14 protein-coding genes and 2 pseudogenes are annotated in these 16,858 nt (G+C 35.8%); 6 read left to right on the top strand and 10 right to left on the bottom strand.

Annotated elements, in window-relative coordinates:
* Positions 1 to 2 precede the first annotated feature (2 nt).
* Entirely contained in the window at positions 3 to 548 is a 546-nt protein-coding gene (locus HMPREF9630_RS10600) for an IS3 family transposase (protein ID WP_009527623.1), read from the top strand.
* A gap of 15 nt (positions 549 to 563) precedes the next feature.
* A pseudogene (locus HMPREF9630_RS10210) lies at positions 564 to 938 on the top strand (transposase); the annotation flags it as partial.
* Positions 939 to 1,056: 118 nt separating this feature from the next.
* Here HMPREF9630_RS10210 and HMPREF9630_RS06030 read toward each other — a convergent pair.
* From HMPREF9630_RS06030 to HMPREF9630_RS10715, 3 genes are read right to left on the bottom strand one after another with little or no spacing between them, the layout of a single operon-like run.
* Positions 1,057 to 1,266: a hypothetical protein gene (locus HMPREF9630_RS06030; protein ID WP_040465186.1), complete on the bottom strand. Its 210-nt coding sequence runs from the start codon at positions 1,264 to 1,266 to the stop codon at positions 1,057 to 1,059.
* The gene (locus HMPREF9630_RS10710; RefSeq protein WP_330364357.1) at positions 1,250 to 1,525 is read right to left on the bottom strand and encodes a hypothetical protein; all 276 of its coding nucleotides are present in this window, start codon (positions 1,523 to 1,525) and stop codon (positions 1,250 to 1,252) included. Before HMPREF9630_RS10710 ends, HMPREF9630_RS06030 begins: the two co-directional genes overlap by 17 nt.
* Positions 1,510 to 1,860, bottom strand: a complete 351-nt coding sequence (locus tag HMPREF9630_RS10715; protein WP_330364358.1) for a CHC2 zinc finger domain-containing protein — start codon at positions 1,858 to 1,860, stop codon at positions 1,510 to 1,512. The genes HMPREF9630_RS10710 and HMPREF9630_RS10715 overlap by 16 nt, the downstream gene beginning before the upstream one ends.
* A 221-nt stretch (positions 1,861 to 2,081) precedes the next feature.
* Between HMPREF9630_RS10715 and HMPREF9630_RS06040 the strand changes: the two genes are divergently transcribed.
* The 3 genes from HMPREF9630_RS06040 (at position 2,082) to HMPREF9630_RS06050 (ending at position 5,470) form a co-directional block, all read left to right on the top strand.
* The gene (locus HMPREF9630_RS06040; RefSeq protein WP_009527626.1) at positions 2,082 to 3,191 is read left to right on the top strand and encodes a DUF6076 domain-containing protein; all 1,110 of its coding nucleotides are present in this window, start codon (positions 2,082 to 2,084) and stop codon (positions 3,189 to 3,191) included.
* A 128-nt stretch (positions 3,192 to 3,319) separates the two neighbouring features.
* Entirely contained in the window at positions 3,320 to 4,237 is a 918-nt protein-coding gene (locus tag HMPREF9630_RS06045; RefSeq protein ID WP_176662121.1) for an HNH endonuclease, read from the top strand.
* Between the two features lie 57 nt (positions 4,238 to 4,294).
* Positions 4,295 to 5,470 carry a sigma-70 family RNA polymerase sigma factor gene (locus HMPREF9630_RS06050; RefSeq protein ID WP_009527628.1) on the top strand — a complete coding sequence of 392 codons (1,176 nt, stop codon included), beginning with the start codon at positions 4,295 to 4,297 and terminating at the stop codon, positions 5,468 to 5,470.
* Positions 5,471 to 5,539: 69 nt separating this feature from the next.
* Here the strand turns inward: HMPREF9630_RS06050 and HMPREF9630_RS06055 are convergent, their stop codons facing one another.
* The 6 genes and pseudogenes from HMPREF9630_RS06055 to HMPREF9630_RS06085 all read right to left on the bottom strand — a co-directional run bounded on the left by HMPREF9630_RS06055 (position 5,540) and on the right by HMPREF9630_RS06085 (position 14,386).
* Positions 5,540 to 6,073: a hypothetical protein gene (locus tag HMPREF9630_RS06055; protein ID WP_009527629.1), complete on the bottom strand. Its 534-nt coding sequence runs from the start codon at positions 6,071 to 6,073 to the stop codon at positions 5,540 to 5,542.
* Positions 6,073 to 8,352 carry a DEAD/DEAH box helicase family protein gene (locus tag HMPREF9630_RS06060; RefSeq protein ID WP_009527630.1) on the bottom strand — a complete coding sequence of 760 codons (2,280 nt, stop codon included), beginning with the start codon at positions 8,350 to 8,352 and terminating at the stop codon, positions 6,073 to 6,075. The genes HMPREF9630_RS06055 and HMPREF9630_RS06060 overlap by 1 nt, the downstream gene beginning before the upstream one ends.
* 304 nt (positions 8,353 to 8,656) lie before the next feature.
* Positions 8,657 to 10,328 (bottom strand): annotated as a pseudogene (locus HMPREF9630_RS10720) (recombinase family protein); the annotation flags it as partial.
* A gap of 775 nt (positions 10,329 to 11,103) precedes the next feature.
* On the bottom strand, positions 11,104 to 12,111 hold the full coding sequence (locus HMPREF9630_RS06075) for an ATP-binding protein (protein ID WP_009527634.1): 1,008 nt from the start codon (positions 12,109 to 12,111) through the stop codon (positions 11,104 to 11,106).
* A gap of 27 nt (positions 12,112 to 12,138) precedes the next feature.
* The gene (locus HMPREF9630_RS06080) at positions 12,139 to 13,422 is read right to left on the bottom strand and encodes a DnaD domain protein (RefSeq protein ID WP_009527635.1); all 1,284 of its coding nucleotides are present in this window, start codon (positions 13,420 to 13,422) and stop codon (positions 12,139 to 12,141) included.
* Positions 13,423 to 13,756: 334 nt separating this feature from the next.
* Positions 13,757 to 14,386 carry a C40 family peptidase gene (locus HMPREF9630_RS06085; protein ID WP_040465221.1) on the bottom strand — a complete coding sequence of 210 codons (630 nt, stop codon included), beginning with the start codon at positions 14,384 to 14,386 and terminating at the stop codon, positions 13,757 to 13,759.
* A gap of 473 nt (positions 14,387 to 14,859) precedes the next feature.
* On the opposite strand from HMPREF9630_RS06085, the gene HMPREF9630_RS06090 reads away from it, so the two are divergent.
* Positions 14,860 to 15,345, top strand: a complete 486-nt coding sequence (locus HMPREF9630_RS06090; RefSeq protein ID WP_009527637.1) for a QueT transporter family protein — start codon at positions 14,860 to 14,862, stop codon at positions 15,343 to 15,345.
* Positions 15,346 to 15,545: 200 nt separating this feature from the next.
* Here the strand turns inward: HMPREF9630_RS06090 and HMPREF9630_RS06095 are convergent, their stop codons facing one another.
* Positions 15,546 to 16,763 (bottom strand): C40 family peptidase, encoded by a 1,218-nt coding sequence (locus tag HMPREF9630_RS06095; RefSeq protein ID WP_009527638.1) that lies wholly within the window; start codon positions 16,761 to 16,763, stop codon positions 15,546 to 15,548.
* Positions 16,764 to 16,858: the final 95 nt, after the last annotated feature.

Genomic DNA, 16,858 nt, shown 5'->3' on the forward strand with positions numbered 1-16,858 from the left:
AAGTGTTGCACTTATATTGTAAACCTAAAATTAAAAAAAGCCATTGCCATATTCACGCCTCACTAAGTCAAAGATTAGATGCTGTATATACTCTTAGAAATGAACACAATATAAATACTCTTTGCAGAGTACTAAATATTAATAGAAGCACCTATTACAAACATTTTTTCTCAAAACCTTCTAATAGAGAAATAGAAAATAAAAAGATAAAATCTAAGATTTTTGAGATATATGTAAACTTCAAAAAAAGCATAGGCGGTTATAAAATCAAAACAATACTACAGCGTGATTATGGCATAAAAATAAGTGTAGGTAAAGTATACAGGCTTATGAATCAGATGAATCTACCAAGGATGACAAAACCTAAGGCAAAGTGGAGAAGTACAAAAAGTGAAAATAAAACATACGAAAACCATCTAAAGCAAAACTTTAATCAAGATGCACTCAATAAAGTGTGGGCAAGCGATTTTACTTATATAAAAGTAAATGGAAAATGGAAGTATCTATGTATAGTAATGGACTTGTTTTCAAGGAAAGTAGTAGGATAGAGTTTATCATCTAAGCATGATGTAAATTTTGTAATAGAGGCATTTGAAAAAGCCTATGTAAATAGAAAATATCCAAAAGGTTTGATGTTTCATTCAGATAGAGGCAGTGAGTATAATAGTGATATATTCAGGAAATTATTAGAAAATTATGGAGTTTGTCAATCATTTTCTAAGAAAGGCTATCCATATGATAATGCTTGTTTAGAGAGTTTCTTTAAGCAGATGAAAAGAGAAGAAATACAAAGGAGAATATATAATGGTATAAAAGATTTATATTTATCTTGTTTTGAGTATATACAAAGATACAATAAGAAAAGACCCCATGGTTCGCTTAATTATTTAACACCTGATGAAGTTGAAGAACAATATTGGAAAAGAGTTTTGATATAGGTGTGATATAAGTATGTATATTTTTACAAAAAAATATTCCAAAATTGTGTATAAAGTATTGACTGCTATGCACTCATTTTTATCACCCTTTATAATTATACCATAAATAATTGGCTTTTTAAAGGGTTTTTAGTATCAGCTTGTCGTAAATCTCCCCACGCAGAGGGAGATCGTCTGTCACCCGACCATCAGGCGTGAAAAAAGCTCCGTTTGCAAAGATGATCCTGCGCTCATGCAGAAATTCTTCACAGAACAGAGCTTCGTTGATGTTCTGCACATCAAACCAGATTGGCAGATTCATATCCGGCATTTTACCTTTCTTCCCCATGGGACATCCCCTCCTTTCGTTTCCGTGCCACATAGTCCCGAAGGAAAGCCATCTTGCCCTCCTTCATCAGCTCATCCACCATGGCAACCCGTTCTTCCAGATCACCCACGGTCAAAATACCTGCCAGATATTCGATATAATCGAGCATCTGGCAGGCTTCCACAAAACGGTCATCCAGAGCATTGTCCGGTGTCTTTGGTGCATACCGCACTTTCCAATCTTCCAGCAGATGCAGATAATCCGTCAGTTTCGGAAGCACAGCATTTCGTCCTCCCGAAACTGACGGATGTAGGGACGTTTCAGTTTGGGCAATGCAGCGGCAGTAGGCGGTTTCGGGTCAAGTCCAAAATCCGCAGCCAGTTTCTGCGCCGCATCATAGCTGCTCAGATCGAACAGCCTTGCCACGAAGTCGATCACATCCCCCTTGGCTCCGCAGCCGAAGCAGAAGAAATATTCCTCGTTCAGCTTCAGGCTCGGATGCCGGTCATTGTGGAACGGGCAGCAAGCCATGCCGTTGCGGCTCACTTTCAGCCCATAGTGTTCGGCGGCTTGCTTTACGCTGATTGCCGCCTTGATGGTTTCATAGATCGTCATAGAAAAACCTCCGTTCATAGTATTCAGAAAGCATAAAACACCCGCCGTGATTGGCAGGTGCTTCGCTCCTTCTACTATGGTTATGCCGAATTTTTGAAAAAACAGGCTAATCGGAGGACAACCCCATTTCAAAAAACAGGACAACTTTTCGGAGGATGTAGATTTCTTCACATTTGCATGGTATAATGAAAGAAATGAAAAAACAGGACAGGAGGGCAAGTATGAATCAAGAACTGATGACACTGGATTTTTGGCAGAATACGGTCATATATGAGGGCAAAACATTTCCTGTCGGCACTCTTGCCTGTGATGCGCTGAATGTTCCTGCGAATACCATTGCAAAAATGAATAAGCAATGCGAGAAAATCAATCTGCTGCTTGGTCTGCTGAACGCAGGGCAGGACGCTTCTGCACTCTTTCCTATGGCAAGGGAAGCTGCTCTGATAATGTTGGATATTCTCAGCAAAACGCCGCCGTTCTCCTACATGAACATATCACAGCACCGAGAACGGATAGAAACAGTCTTTACTGCCGACAATGTGCTGAAATATGTGGAGTTTGCTATAAAAGCCGCAACCAACTCCTTGCAGTTTGAAGAAGTTCCGAAATATGCGGATGCAATGATGCTACAACGCTATACCGCCGTATTCGGGCATCTGGCATACTCCCTTGGGGAATACCAAAAGGCAATGCTTGATTTTGTGGAAAAATCAGATGGCAACGAAGCAGACCGCACCGCAGAGGGCTTCGCAAAAATGTTCGGAAGCTATTTCCCGCCGGAGTTCTCCATCTCGGATGGAAATGCCTGGATGTCTACCTTGAACAACTCTGTTCAGTATGTATCTACCATTCGCCCCGGAGAAAATGTAGCAAAGCTGGTCAAGCGAGTACACTATGTTTCTTTTGTCGGGATGTTCCGTTCTGATCTCTTTGAGGGACTGTGCGTGGGTCATGCACCGAAGAAATGCCGCATCTGCGGCAAATGGTTTCTGACAACCAACGCACGGCACACCAAATACTGTGGTGGCTTTGCATCGGGCGATAAACTGCACCGCACTTGCCGGCAGATCGGCAATCTGAAAGGCAGAGAACAGCGGGAGCTTGCGGACGATCATCCGGTGAATCAGATACACGAAAAGCGTCTGAACACCATAAACCGCTATGTAAAGCGTGGTACTCTGGACGAAGATCTTACAGAAGCTATGAAAAAGCTGGCAAAAGATAAGATGCTCCGGGCATTGAGCAATGTGGCTTATGCCAAGGGCGATTATGAAAAAGAGATGGGACAGGCTGCCTTACTTGCAGAAACGTCACAATTATTAAATAGATAGCATTGCAGTAAAAAGGAGGTGCTCGAATGAATGTCGGTATTAACACACAATTAGACGAATCGACAATTCGATATTACGATTTATTCTATGATGTTTTGCGTACTCCCAATTTTGATGATCACTTACGATTGCTACGCCCTCAACATGGCATACAAATAATCGGATCAAAGAAGAATCAAAGATGCCGGTTTTGCCAAAAGAATGAGCCAGAAGTCCATTTTACAAAAATAGCTCACGTATTCCCAGAATCTATTGGCAACAATGCCTTAGCATCAAATTATGAGTGCGACACCTGTAATCAGTTTTTTGGAAATACGACAGAAAATGACTATGCCAATTTCTTTAATCTATATCACAGTATAATGCAAATTGATGGGAAAAGTGGCGTTCCAAAGTGTAAATTCAAAGTACCTTGCAAAGCTCGTACTGATGAATGTGCTAAATACTGCGTTGAAATTTCTCTTGACGGCAATAAACCTCAGATACGCAGATGTAAAGAAGTTGAAAACAAATATATAAGGTTTTCAAATAACTCCATCACGATCTCCAAACCAGTTGGTAAATGTTGCCCAATTGCCGTTTTCAAAGCAATTGTTAAAATGGCTATTACAGTTATGCCTGTTGAAGAATTGTCAGGTTTTACCAATACTATAAAATGGATTCTTGAACCTGAACACCGCAACTTCTATAGCGACAGTAAATTACTTGTCAGATATAAAATGATACCAGGATTTAATGTGACAAAATATCCACATTTTTGTTTGTTTCGACGCAAGAAAACCGTTTGGAATAAGCCATATATGCTTTTCAATTTGACATATGGATGTTTTTCGTTATTTATAGAAATTCCATCTTTTTCAAATAAAAATGCACATGGTGATTTTGAAATAATGCCATTCCCCCCTCTCCCTTTTTATACTAATGCAGAAGGAATATGGGATTTATCTAAAATAGATTCGCCAAAAGATATGTTACATAGCATAATGTTAAATTTTGATACTTATCAAGATTGTACCGATAGACTGAAACAGAAATCGATACTATAAATAACCTAAGAATTATTCAAACACGTCACAACAAGATCAAGTAAAGGGAGGTGCGTTATGCGGAATGATTTTACATGGAATATGACCGGATACATAGCGAAGCATCCTGTCAATCCGTCTGGTGACGGCATCATTCCCTATGTGGCAGAGCGCATCTTCCAACTGGAACCGGAGCCGCCTGCAGTGGACAACCCGAATGAATATATCCTATCCGCCTTACAGGAAAAGGACTTGAAGCATTTCTCGTTCTTTCTCCATCATTACGAGCCGCAGCTTAATAAGAGAATCAAGAAATTCATCGGTGCAGATGGCAACGATCCATACAACACTGACCGTTTTCTGGATATAAAGCTGTCCTGCCGGGAGCAAATGCTCCAAAAGCTGATGGAGTACGATCCTGCCAAGGGTGCGGAGTATGCCACCTACATTTTTCCGTTCATTCGGGACGCTATGCTCCGTTTCCGCATTGGCGAAGAACAATGGTCTGTATCCTCGCTGACCAATTACAAAATGCTCCGCACGATGGCATATCTGTACCATAACACCAAGGATGCCGTCAGTGAGTTTGCAAGGAAGTACAACTGTGATCTTTCCTTTGCGGAAGAATATTTGAAAGTTGTTCGCGGTATCCGTAATCAGCAGCCGTTCTATGTGACGGACGAGGACGGCGAAGAAACTGGTGAAGATGTTGCCCTTGATGATACATGGAACTATGCCTACATTCTCTGGAACGGCATACAGGCCGAAAAGGTACAGAGGGCATTTAAGAAGCTGAATTACCGTGAGCAGACCTTACTTGAAAAACGGCTGGCAATCTGTATGACTTGTGGGCGTGTTGGTTCATGGAAGAACCGCCCCACCTTTGAAGAACTGGCAGTTATGTTTGAGGACAGCACAGCCAGCGGCGCGGAGAGAGCCTACCGGAAAGCAGTGGACAAGCTGACGGAGCTTCTGGTTGCTGAAGGTGCGCTCCATGCTGTCCGGCTGAAACAAAAATCCAAAACCAAGCGCAAAAAGAAAATCGCCGCCGCAATCTACGAATATCAAGCAGACTGCGACAGCGAATGGGGTGAGATTTCATTTGATTTTGAGAACGGCACAGCGGAGATTGTTCGGCTTGCCGATTGGGATATGATGAAAACAAACCGCTTTGCAAATAAAGCGATAGCTTATCTTCTGAACTGCGAGAATGAAAAACTGCCAAAGGAAACAATGATTGCATTTGAGGCATAAAATCCCCATAAAAAAGCAAAAACCGCTGCAACTTCCACCCTACATGAGGATGAAATTGCAGCGGTTTAATCATATCACTCGAAACGTCAGCATCTGATTCAGATCAGCATTTTCGATAGAGCAAGGCACACCACCACGCAATGTAGCTTCCAGATGATAAAACAGCATACAACGATTTATGTGTTGCAGCAACAACTGTGATCTTCGCTTATAACCGTATTGCTTGAGCAGGGTTCTCAGCTTAATTCTAACATAATCATTTCCATATCCATACAGAATACGGATGCGAATGCTTTTGAAAAACAAATCCAAGTCCGAGAAATCGCTGGTTAATTGTTCTGCTTGCAAAGCTATGTTTGAACGTGCCAAATCTTTTTGAATAGCAGGAAATTCTTTATCAATGATTGGTTTATCATAGAAGTATTGCGACCAATAATAGGTGTCCAAAATAAATTTTCTTTGATTTGTTCTATATGGAGCATCGAGAAACACTTTCTCGCCCTCCCATATTCGGTCAAGTATTCTGCTCTCATCTCGACAACCGAGCTGCATACTGCTGACAATTACCACAATATCAAGTGCAGAGTAGAATAACCCTTGCATTACTGATCACCTTTGATTCCGTTGCACTGGCGACAGAGAATCTGCAAATTGTCAGCAACGCTCTTTCCGCCGTTGTTCATCGAAATAATATGATCGACTTGGAAATAGATACGAGATTTATCCGAAATACCACAGCAAGCGCAGCGGTAATTTCCATCAGCATCTTTAGCCTTTTCAAAAGCCTGATCCCTCAAGCTCTTTTCCAATTCAGGATTGATTTTTCCGATTTCGTACAAAGGTAATTCTTCCAATGTTCTGGTTCCGTACTTGATGTTATTTTCATCATCGTAAATATCCGGATGTGACAGCTTCATCAATTCGATATTCAGCTGACGGAGGAAATACAGTTTTCTTCCAAAGAACAGGCGAAGCATATTATCATCACTGGATTCCCAGAGAGAATCAATATACTCTGTTCTTTTTCGTTCACCCATATCTTCGTCCCAAATATGCTGAGCAATCTTGCTTACGTCAAGCTTGCTTCTATCGACTTCAGCAAATGTGTAGAACTGAGGAACAGCTTCATACTGGGCATAATATTTCAGCATATTCAGAACATCCTTTCTTTCGTATGGAGGAATCATTTCTCCACAGAAGAAGGAATCTCTGCACTGTGCTTCCATTTCATCAAGCTGTGCTTCTGTCAAATATTCTTCGGTTGTCCCAAAAGACTTAAACAGCGAAGGAAGCGCATCCATCAAATTTTTATAGGAATCCTGGGTGCTGTCATAGACCATAACCTGATAAGCGTGATCCATGCCATTCTCTTCGAGATATGTAAACGCATACATACCAACAGGGATTCTCTGCTCAAAAGGCACTTTTTCCAATACAGTAGTATCAACTGCATCATCCAAAATAGCAGCGAACTCCTCGATTTTTGAAATAGCAATCATACGCAGATCACGTTTTGCACGATCAGCATCATTGTCCTGGAAGTCATTGTTTCCATCAAACAAGCTTTCAGGATTTACCCATGCAATGTGCTCGTTCCAGTGATCTACAAAGGAAACAATATATGCACTGGATGTACCACCGGCCGCTGTACCACGCAATGCACGACCAACCATCTGGGTCATCAAAATAGAGGAAACCGTGGGTCTTGCCAAAAACACTGTCTTAGTTTTCGGCAAATCCACGCCTTCTGTCAAGATATTTACGTTGATTAAAACCTGTAACTTTCCGTTTCGATAATCGTCAAGCTTTCTTTCGTTATCCTCTCGGCTGATTGTCACACCGGTAATCGCATCTTTCACAGAAGATACAACGAAGTCAGCTTTGATACCGGTTTTTTTGAAAAGGGAGGTCAGTTGGATTGCGTGAACCACATTAACAGCAAATAGAATCGTTTGACCGTATTCATCCTTCTTTGACTTATAGGTTTCGACAATCAGCTTGTTACGAGCTGCACTGTCAGCCATCTGCTGTGCAACTTCGTCCGGCAACACGTCCAAATGCTGAATGCTTTCCCAAGCATCCACGCCAAGAGAATCGCCGTATTCTTCATCTGTATAAAAACTTTCAAAAATGGGTTTTGCAAGAATCTGTCTGTTAATCAGTTCTTTCAAACCGATCTGGTATGTAATACCGACATCACCGTGAACAACCTGTCCATCGCTGATTCCATCGGTATAGATTTTTGCTAAAAGCCCCTGTTCTTCCTCAGCGGTACGGAACGGAGTAGCAGTCAAACCAATCAGCTTCAAGTTAGGAACTTTGGCTCTTACATAATCAATGACTTTTCTATATGTCTTCGCCGTTGAGTGATGGGCTTCGTCTACAATCAGATACAACTCTTTTTCATCCTTGAGCCACTGATCCAATCGCTCAATATTTCTTCCGATACTATCTTTGCTGACAATCAACAAATTATCACTTGAACGAATATCGCTGATTCGATCATGGCTGGATGCACCAGATATAATTCTAAAACAAAAAGAAGAAATGTGAGGAACAACTTCTGTATAGGCAAACTTTTGGAATGATTCGGCAGCCTGATCCAGTAACATCTGACGGTGGGCAATCCAAAGGATTTTCTTTTTCTTATCAATAGCATTTTTTAAAAGCCACATAGAAGCAGTATAAGTTTTACCACCACCAGTAGGAAGAACTACCAGTGTACTGTAAGATGCTTCCTGATTCATCTTATCCAGCGCTTCCATTGCCTTTTTCTGATGCTCGTAAGGTGTTCTGGTGTTTGTTCCCTTTTTAGGAAAAATATCACCAAATGATTTTACTTCTACATGGTTTATAAAGTTTTGTTCGTCTGTTATTTTCATCAGTTTATCCCGTACCTTTCTATATCATCCCAAAATATTTAAATGCTTCTCGGATTGCTTTCTCTTTTTCTGGCGGACACTGGGGCTGTCTGGAATCCTCGGATTTTGGCAGGTTATAGTTTTTTCCTACCTCAATCCCGCATTTTCGTTTAATCTGAGAGATATACAGGTTGAAAACCTTCAACCCGGTATGCTCTAACACATACTCCTTGATCTGCGGATAGGTTGCCCCGTCTTGAAACTCCGACATATCCATATCTTCCAAAGAGAACTCAACCCGAATCTTTTTCGAGTCGACCTCGCCCTTGGAAAGCAACGCGACTGTCTCGACTTGCTCATCATTGTCCAAACTTGTATTTAGATCCTCATCAATGATAGGTAGCTTAAAAGTAATGGATTTTAGCCATTGTCCATTAGGCTGCTTCTCTTCATAAATTTGAATTTCAGAAATGAGTGCTTCTATTAGCTGCCTGCGTTCGACATCGTTCATGACTTTATAAAGTTTGTAAAAATAAATCAAAACCTTATATATATTATCGCCAGTCAGTTTCTCAGCTTCTATTGTTTCTTTCTTTGCTTTAGCTTCTATTAACTGACCTTCTAATTCCTCAATTTTATAATACATACGATAAAGTCTATCATCTAAATCATTCTTTCTTCTCTTATAGTGTTTATCCTCAACATCTAAATTATCTATTTCCTCAATGAGCTTAAATTTTGTGGAATGACTTTTCCTTAGCTTTTTTTGATAATTATCTATCTCATTTTCAATCGCTGATGTATCAACTTTCATGTTGATTTTTTCCTGCATCATAGACGCAAATTTAGGATTGCTAACTAACTTAATTATTACCTCAGCAACAGCATCATCTAACGATTCTTCTCTAATTTGTTTGTTGTAGGTGCATTTATGTCCTCTATTCATAAGTCTATGCTTACAACCATAGTAATAGAAGTCTTTATGCTTCGTCCCATCTTTTTTATATTTTATATATTTGTTTCCAAACATTCCAGCACCACATATCGGACACTTTACTATTCCTGATAATAAGTGTGTCCTCATGTTCTTGCCCTTATTTACATGTTCATACTTTTTAGCTTGTGCTTTCAGTTTAACTTGTGCAGCCTGCCACAATTCATCTGGGATTATTGCTTCATGAATGCCTTCTGCTACTATATAATCGTCCTGCTCTACTTGTCTGTATTCATTCCTTGTACCATGAACTTTTTCTAAAGTTCTTCTTCCAAATGCTATTTTTCCATTATATACAGGATTCTTTAATATCTTTCTTATAAGACCTGCGTCAAACAATGGATTTTTTCCATTTTGTCTTGGTATTTTTCTTATACCATGGTTTTCTAAATACTTAGAAAGACCATTAGCTACAATACTTGTGTTTACATACTGATCAAATATAGTTCTTATTGCAATTGCTTCTTCTTCATTTATTAACAACTTTCCATCAATCAGTTGATAGCCATACGGAGCAAATCCACCATTCCATTTACCCTCTCTTGCCTTTTGAATACGACCTTCCATTGTTTTGGATACGAATGTTTTCTCTTTCTATTTCAGCCACTGCTGATAAAACAGAAATCATCAATTTACCTGCATCTTTAGATGAATCAATTCCATCTTCAACACAAATAAGATTTACACCAAAATCTTGCATTATTTGCAGAGTCGAAAGTACATCAGCAGCATTTCTTGCAAATCTCGATAATTTAAATACAAGAACGAAAGATACCCCATCCTTTCCAGATTTTATATCTTCCATCATACGAGTAAACTGGACTCTACCTTCTATAGATTTTCCGGATTTACCTGCATCTTCATATTCACCAACAATCTCATAATCGTTATAGAGAGCAAAAGCCTTCATTCTTGATTTTTGTGCCTCTAAAGAATAACCGTCTATCTGTATTGATGTAGATACTCTTGTATAGAGGTATACTTTTATTTTTTCTTTTGACATAGCATTAACCTCAATATCCTTTTCTATATCTTTATATTTTTACCAATTATGGTTTGGACTTATATATCAAGTATATTATAGCACTTTTATTGCTTTTTCTCAATCTGTGTTTTTGCTATGTCAAATTTATTTTTATCTTCTATGATTTTTTACCGGAGTTGTATTTGGAAGATTATCTAAATCTAAAACTCCAGCATACTTTGTAATCAAATTTGCAATTAAATCAGCCAATCCATTCCAGTCATTATCCACTAACACACCTCCTCCGCTTTAAATTTTCCTTAATTAACTATTATTTTTCTTACTAAGTTTTATGACATTGGTAGGTGCATTGGCTGCTACATAGGAATCTCACCTCCGCTCCTTATTCCAGACGAAGCGACTTAAACTATTGAAGTATCATTATCACTACTTGTATCACCGAACAGATTGCCATTTCTGTTTTTTTTGTATTCTTATTTATCGCTCACTTTCTTGTATCCTTGGCTAACCCAGTATTCATAGAACCGAAATTGCTTTCAGCAGAAAGGTCATGGCGTAAGTCATAATTCTCCACAAGTAGATAAAGTCCTACCTTGGTCTATTCCGTTGTCAAAGAGCAATATTTGAAAGGGATTATTTTCTTTACATTTTCCTATTTGCCATAAGCAGGCTATCTCTTATTCAAGAAAGTAAAGGAGGTCAAACTCCCCTTCATTTAAGAGATTTAGTTGCAATGGGCTGTTGCATAATGATGAAAATCATAGTAACAGTCTCTATTTTTATACAAAATTTTTCACAGTCTCTTAATTTTAAGCTTCGGCATTCTTAAATCTCTGCCTATGAATTTATATGTGTTGTAATAGCTTGATATTCTTGAAAATGTGCGTTGCTCATATCTTTCTTGCAGTTCATCTTGTGTCAAATTACTTGATATTATTGTTTTTCTTCCATTTATTGTTCTTATGTTCACTATGTTGAATATTTGATTTCTGACAAAATCATTGGTCATCTCAGAGCCTAAATCATCTATGATGAGCAGGTCGCAATTATACACAAGCGAATTAAAAACAGCTGCATCACTGTTTTGCGTCTTATCTGATGAAAATACATACCTTGCCAACTTTTCAAATAATTCACTACTGCTTTCATAAACTACATTTTTTCTTTTTTTAATCAATTTTTCCGCTATGCAAAGGCATAAATACGACTTGCCTACTCCTACTTGTCCATAAAATAGCATTGATTTTTCATTTTTGTCATCAAAATTATCTATAAAAGATAAGGCTTTATTTCGCATTTTGCTCATAAACTCTCTTTGAGTAAACTTCCCTATTTTTTTAACATCGTCAAATATTTCTATATCGAATTTATCAAAGTTGCAGTCTTCAAACAGTTTTGACATATTCATATTTTCATATACAAGCGAATTATACCTATTGGTATAGCATTGACATCTTGAAATTTTACCGTTATTCTCCAAAATACCTGTATCTTTGCATATATTACACTCATAGTTCATCTTAATTGATGACATATCTATATTGTTTTCCATTATATATTGCTTTTTTTGCTTTTTCAGCTCGTCTATATCCTTGTAAGTTTTGTCATTTACATTTTTTTCTTCTATTGAATCTTTCACGATGCTTAGATATTTCATATTTATCTCATCATCTATCTTTTCAAGATATGGATATTGCTCATAAAGTTTTCTTTTTCTTTTTTGTAAATTTATTTCATTTCTTCGTCTTTTATTTTGATATTCCAATTCTATGGAAGATATTATTTCTTGATTTGTTCTCATTTTTTCTCCTGATTGTTTTATATAATTTTAAAAATTATCCAAATCATTATTAGACAATATAGCGTCTTCCAAGTCTTTGCCTGTCAAAGTAGGCGTGTTGACATAAGTCTGTCTTTTTTGAGTTTTTGTAATGTTTTTAGGTTCTGTTTTTCTCATATTTTCTTGTTGGTTTGCAAATATATTTTCTAAATCCTCCAAGCTTATATTCCCAAAAGAAAGAGTGGTTTCTTTTTGCAAGTCGCCTGTGTTTATATCTCCTGTTATAAAATCAAACAAGGTATCTATATCATTTGTTTTATTTTGCAGATTCATATGTTTTATTGCTGAGAATACTGTATCTAATGGGTAGTTTTTGTATAAAAATGAGAGTTTTTTTTCTTCATCTTCAGTTATTTTTCTGTCTGCATTTTGTAATTTCATTATTTCAGTTTTAAAGTTTGTATAATCTTTCTTATCTTTTTGTAATATTTTTCTCGTTCTTGTATAAAGCTCATACCATTTATCCAATATTGCATCCAAATATCTGAAATTCGGAGATTTTATCTTGAGTGTCTCATCTATGGCCTTTTCTATGACTTCTATCGAAAAACAGTATTCATCTATCCATTTATCCATTTTTTTCATCTCAGGTTTTGTAGGCAGTCTGTATTCTCCAAAATATTTCAATATTTTTCTATATGTGGCATATCTTTCATTTATATTAGACAAGCTGTTGTCCAAGTCCTTAGAAGTATATATTCCCTCTCTTATCCATAGTTTAAGAGTATTTAGAGCTTCGTTCACATTTACGCTTTTGTTGTTATAATATATGAATTTAAAAGCCTCTATCACTACTTCATAGGCTATGTCGTTGTTTTTAATGGTCGTATCTATCTTTTTTATATCATATGCGTTTAAATGTACTTTTGTAATTTCTTCTATCTTGTCATACATCTGCCTTAGTTTTTCATTTTTACTGCTTATATATTCCATTTCATATGTAGTTTCTTGTTTTTTACTATATTTGTTGAGCGATAATATCTCTATCGAATAGTTATCGCTTTGCGAATTTTCTACATAGTGTTTTCTGATTAAATTCAATTTTTCCAAATAGTCAAAGGCTGATATGACATCAAGATAGTCTATATTGAGGTCTTTTGCTATATCTTCGTTATTTTTTACACCTATTTTATCTATATTGTTCGCTAAATAATATGTGTACATATACACCTTTAAATATTTGTCATCTAAATATGGCATAATCTGCTCAAAAAACACATTATGTATCAATGTATACGACTTTGCTTCATTTGTATTTGATAAAAAAAACATATTTATTCTCCCAATTTATATAATGCCGTTCCAATTCAAATTTATCGGCATAATATTAATATATGCCAAAAAAATGTATCATCTATATACAGCAATATTTTTATGATTTTCCTCAAAATATTAAATCTGTAACCTTTTAATTTATTATATCCGAAATGTTTTTTATAATATTATATCATATTTTGAAATATTTTATAATTTCTAATACTTTAATATGCGAAAAATATAATTTAGCATTAATTAAAAAACATCTATATGTAATTGGATAATAGTATAAAAAGGCAATAAAAAAGAATACCTTAATTTATAAGATATTCTCTAAATTATTTTTTTATTACAGATATCTTGCAGCTGTAACATATCTTGGTGCATAATAGCTGTCATTTATATTAGATACAACTACTCCGCTACCATATGAAGATGCGTGTATGAAATTACCGTTTTCTATATATATTCCAACGTGTGATATTCCACCATAAGTATTGAAAAATACTAAATCGCCTTTTTGTAAATTAGCTTTTGCAACTTTTACTCCGGCGTACGCTTGGCTTGATGCAGTTCTCGGTAAGCTTATTCCCATTTGTCTGAACACATAGCTTGTATAACCTGAACAGTCAAAGGCATTTGGTCCTAATGAACCGTATGAATATGGAGAGCCAAGTTTTGATTTTGCTATTACTATAAGTTTATCTGCATCTACTGAAACTGATACTTCCTCTTCAACGTTTTTAGCTTGTTTTTCTTTTTCCTCTTTTTCTTCTATTTTTGTTTGCTCTTCATTTAAAGCAAGTAATTTTTCCAATTCTGAAACTTCTATGCTTACAGGCTCAGCTATTTCTTTAGCAACTGCAGTTTTTACCTCTACTTCATTATTAAATATTTCAGCTTCATCCGCATAAGAAAAATTCATACTTAATCCTACAAATCCTAATGTAAATATAGCCGCAAGCAAAGTTTTCTTCATTATCAAAGTTATATACCTCCAACATTGATTATTCTTTAAATTCTATATATTATTCTTAGTTACAATTTTATCTTTATCTGTAATCACTTTGTAAATTATAGATTATTTTGTTTGACTTGTCAATAGTTTTTCAAAAAATTATTTCTTTTTGTTACACTTTTTCTGTAATATTATTTCTTAAACATATTGATAAAACGAAATTTTTATATTACATACAATTTATTATTTTTTATTTATTTACAATTTGTAACTTTTCACAATTATTTGACATAATTTATAATTGATGATAAAATACATCAGTCTATCAGTGGATATATCGATAAAATCTATTTAAATTAAGATATACTTAGATTATATTTGTAAGCAAGATTGCTAATACCTTTATAAATATCTATATTTAATTAGATAACAGTATCATAATTCACAGATAAGTGTTTCTTGGCACCCACTAAAAAAATCAAGGAGGAAATTTTATGAAAACAAAAATTTTGACAAGACAGGCACTTATTGCATCAATTTACTTTGTGGTAACTTATTTTTTAAAGGATATATCTTATGGTCCTGTTCAATTCAGAGTTGCTGAGATATTGAACATCTTAGCTTTTTATAATCCTGTTTATATAATAGGTGTTACGGCAGGTTGCTTCATATCCAATCTATACTCACAATTCGGCGTTTATGATTTAATCTTTGGTACTCTACACACATTTATATCCCTCACTGCTATGAGCAAAATTAAAAATGTCTATGTAGCATCTCTTATGCCGTCACTTTTTTCATTCATAGTAGGTATAGGAATAATGCTGGCAACAGGTACAACAGCAGGCTTTTTCATAACAACAGCTCAAATAATGTTAAGCGAGTTTGTGGCTGTGAGCGTAATATCTGTACCTTTGTTCAAAACATTCGAAAAAAACTCTTATATAAGAGGAAATATACTATATATTCCATTTTCATAATTTATAAATAATCGCCAATTAATACTGACATTTCTCATATAATAGAATTTTAATCTAATTTAATTTTCTAATACTATAAGAAAATCATCTATATTTTAAAAAAGATATTGCAATCAATTAAAATATAGATGATTTTTTATGCAAAAAAAATACTTTAAGCCATGTAATAATACATAGTTTAAAGCATTTTAACTTTTATATTATTCTACTCTTGTACCGAATAGGAAGTTTCTTACATCTATACTTGCTACACTTACTACATCGCCAGGTTTCGGTGCGTGTATCATCATTCCATCTCCTATATATATTCCTACGTGTCCAGGGAAGTGACATAAATCTCCCGGTTGTAATTGTGAACGTGATACTCTTCTTCCTACGTTTACTTGTTCATAAGTAGTTCTTGGTAAATATATTCCTCTTTGTGCATAAACATACTGAACAAATCCTGAGCAGTCAAAGCCTCTCGGTGTAGTTCCACCCCAAACATACGGTACTCCCAAATAGTTATAAGCTATTTTTAATACAGGAGCAACTTTAGGTTTAGTTCCTACTTTTATAACCTTAGGTTTTGGTTCTTGCAATACTTTTTCGCTAAGCACATTAGAAGATATTACATTTCCGTTTATCTCCGTTACTCTGCTCTCTACTGATTTTACTCCGTCAGATCCTGCTGATTGAATAACAGATTCTCCCTCATACATAGAAGAATCACCTATTGTAGTAACTCCTCTTTTTATAGGTTTTTCAGAAGTTGCCGTATAAGACACTTTTACATCAAATTTCGGTTTTTCAGAAGTCGCATTTGATGCTGTTATATATGACATAGCCTGACTGTAATTAAGTATTTTATCTACAGGCACATTTTTTGATTCTATCAAAGATATATTGCTTACTATCTCAGCTTCTGCATCTCTTTTTCCCTCCAAGTATGGAACTTTTACTCCTTCAAGTATACTGTCCATAGACTCTTTGGAATCTATAGCGAACGCTATTCCGTCATCTGTTTTAAGTATAAATGCCGGTTTTTTAATGCTGAGCATTGATGACACCATAATTTTAAGATCATCTGCATTTACCAGTTTATTTCCGTCAAGTTTACCTTTTACGAACTTAACATCCATATCATATTTGATATCTTCGCCTTTTGTAACTCTCAAATCTTTATCAAGCGATGACAAAGTCTGCATTATATCCTTAGGATTTTTAGTGAATCCTATATGCTCTCCATTGACTAATATCTCATATCCTATTCCGGGTTGAAATACAGCCAGCGAAACTCCAACTGAAAGCATAAATGCTATTATAATCATGTATAGACTATTTTGCTTAAATCTCTTTAAAAGCAATCTTGATGTAGAATAATCAAATCTATCATATGTTCTGGATCTTATAGTAGAAAAATCATTATCTCTAATCATTATTTGAATTTACCCTCCCAAAGCGCATAAACTATATACACTCTCTTAACCGTATAAAACATATAAAACAGTTCGATATTTTTATATAGACTGTT

The sequence above is a fragment of the Peptoanaerobacter stomatis genome (genome assembly GCF_000238095.2).
GTDB lineage: Bacteria > Bacillota > Clostridia > Peptostreptococcales > Filifactoraceae > Peptoanaerobacter > Peptoanaerobacter stomatis_A.

Excerpts from the sequence above, each read along its gene's own strand:
- HMPREF9630_RS06030 (WP_040465186.1), bottom strand. The coding sequence starts at position 1,266 with ATGGGGAAGAAAGGTAAAATGCCGGATATGAATCTGCCAATCTGGTTT.
- HMPREF9630_RS10715 (WP_330364358.1), bottom strand. The coding sequence starts at position 1,860 with ATGACGATCTATGAAACCATCAAGGCGGCAATCAGCGTAAAGCAAGCC.
- HMPREF9630_RS06040 (WP_009527626.1), top strand. The coding sequence starts at position 2,082 with ATGAATCAAGAACTGATGACACTGGATTTTTGGCAGAATACGGTCATA.
- HMPREF9630_RS06050 (WP_009527628.1), top strand. The coding sequence starts at position 4,295 with ATGCGGAATGATTTTACATGGAATATGACCGGATACATAGCGAAGCAT.
- HMPREF9630_RS06055 (WP_009527629.1), bottom strand. The coding sequence starts at position 6,073 with ATGCAAGGGTTATTCTACTCTGCACTTGATATTGTGGTAATTGTCAGC.
- HMPREF9630_RS06060 (WP_009527630.1), bottom strand. The coding sequence starts at position 8,352 with ATGAAAATAACAGACGAACAAAACTTTATAAACCATGTAGAAGTAAAA.
- HMPREF9630_RS06075 (WP_009527634.1), bottom strand. The coding sequence starts at position 12,111 with ATGAGAACAAATCAAGAAATAATATCTTCCATAGAATTGGAATATCAA.
- HMPREF9630_RS06080 (WP_009527635.1), bottom strand. The coding sequence starts at position 13,422 with ATGTTTTTTTTATCAAATACAAATGAAGCAAAGTCGTATACATTGATA.
- HMPREF9630_RS06085 (WP_040465221.1), bottom strand. The coding sequence starts at position 14,386 with ATGAAGAAAACTTTGCTTGCGGCTATATTTACATTAGGATTTGTAGGA.
- HMPREF9630_RS06090 (WP_009527637.1), top strand. The coding sequence starts at position 14,860 with ATGAAAACAAAAATTTTGACAAGACAGGCACTTATTGCATCAATTTAC.
- HMPREF9630_RS06095 (WP_009527638.1), bottom strand. The coding sequence starts at position 16,763 with ATGATTAGAGATAATGATTTTTCTACTATAAGATCCAGAACATATGAT.